We start from the raw sequence: 1,889 nt of genomic DNA on the forward strand, positions 1-1,889 counted from the left end.
AAAAATGAATCTCGAGATAAAAACTATCTCGAGATTCATTTTTTATCTTTCAAATGCGCAACAAAGGCAATTTAGTTTTGATTATTTTCTACTTCGTTAGCTGATTTAATACCAATAATTAAATAGTCGATCATAGACCAAAGAGTTAAAACTACAGCTAACCATACTAAACCTACACTAACGTACTCAATCCAGTTTTTGCCCATATAGATATCTGAGTAACGATTAGGTCTCCATAGTAAAAGACCGATAGCAATCATTTGGGCTGTAGTTTTTACTTTTCCTAAGTATGAAACTGCAACTTTAGAGGATTTGCCTAAACTTGCCATCCACTCTCTTAAAGAGGAAACTATTATCTCACGACATAAAACTATAATTGCCGCTATAGTCACAAGAATATCATTATATTGATAGAAACGATTATGTGTATACTCGTAAACAATTAAAAGTAAAGCTACACATACGATGAGCTTATCTGCTACTGGATCGAGAAAACGACCAAAGTTAGACACGGCATTAAGACGACGAGCAAGAAAGCCATCAATCCAATCAGTTACACAAGCGATTAAGAAAATTAAGGCTGCATAAAAGTGTGCTGGTCTTGCTGGTAATGCAAAATAAGCTACTACGATCAAAGGAATGAGTACTAACCTAAATAGAGTAAAATATGTTGGTATTGTAATACGCATTTGAGTACCTTATAGTTATTTGACCTTATTCAAAAAGGTTTTTATGTAATTGAATAATGGTTGAGTCTGCTTTTTCTGCAGGAACAAGAACACAAATATTATAGTCACTTGCACCTTGACAAACCATACGGAATGAACAATTATCTAGAGCTTGTAAGGCTTTGTGTAAACCTGTAGTTTTTGATAATTGGTTACCAATTAAGGCAATTAAGCTATAATCGTGTTCAATTTTTACCGAGCCTAGTTCATGTAGTTCTGCTAATAACTCAGGATTTTCTAAAGAACTTTTTCCTTGATTTTGTTTGTGATCAACTGTAACGGCTAAAGCTACTTCAGAAGTTGTAACACAATCAATTACTACGTTGTATTTAGAGAAAATACTAAATATTTTAGCTAAGAAACCTGAAGCTCCTAGCATTTTTAAGCTAGAAATTGTTAAGATCGATTGGTTACGTTTAAAAGCAACCCCTCTAAATGTAGGAGGATTATCAACAGTTTTAGTAATCCAAGTTCCACCTGATGATGGATCTTTACTGTTACCAATAAATACAGGGATATCTGCACGTACTGCAGGAAGAATTGTTGCTGGGTGAAGAACTTTAGCACCGAAAATAGCCATTTCAGAAGCTTCTTTAAAGCTAATGGTTTCAATACGTTTAGCACTAGGAACTATACGTGGATCAGTGGTATAAATTCCTGAAACATCAGTCCAAATATGACATGCTTTAGCTTTAATAACTTCTGCAAATAGAGCTGCTGAATAATCAGAACCTCCACGACCTAAAAGGGTAGTTTTACCATCAGCTTCTTGACCAATAAAGCCTTGGGTAATAACTTTAGTGTCAGGTTCATTAAATAGAGATAGAACTTTATCTGCATTCTCTAAAGTACGCTCAATATTCACCTGAGCTTCAGAGAAGTTATCATTAGTTTTGATTACTTCACGAGCATCTAGGTATTCAGCACGTGCACCTTGTTCTTTACATAAGTGCGTAAAGATCATGGTTGACATTAATTCACCATGGCCAACAATAGCTGCTGCTAAAGCTTCATTTGTCGCTAGACTTGCAGCTTCAGATAAACTGGTAATATGATTTAGACAAGAATCAATACGTTTTGCAATTTCTTCTGGAAATTGTAAACGATTAATAATATTAAATTGAATTAATCTTATTTTCTCAATGATTTCTTTTCTTCTTT

2 protein-coding genes are annotated in these 1,889 nt (G+C 34.1%); both read right to left on the minus strand.

Annotated features, from left to right (window positions below; translation table 11 throughout):
* Positions 1-71 precede the first annotated feature (71 nt).
* A complete protein-coding gene (pgsA, locus tag CKF59_RS05775; RefSeq protein ID WP_119535009.1) occupies positions 72-689 on the minus strand; it encodes a CDP-diacylglycerol--glycerol-3-phosphate 3-phosphatidyltransferase in 618 nt (205 codons plus the stop codon).
* A gap of 25 nt (positions 690-714) precedes the next feature.
* Positions 715-1,889 (minus strand): lysine-sensitive aspartokinase 3 (gene lysC / locus CKF59_RS05780; RefSeq protein ID WP_119535010.1); only part of this gene is annotated, 1,175 nt, incomplete at its 5' end.

Source organism: Psittacicella gerlachiana (genome assembly GCF_003585965.1).
In the GTDB taxonomy this organism is placed as follows: Bacteria; Pseudomonadota; Gammaproteobacteria; order Enterobacterales; family Psittacicellaceae; genus Psittacicella; species Psittacicella gerlachiana.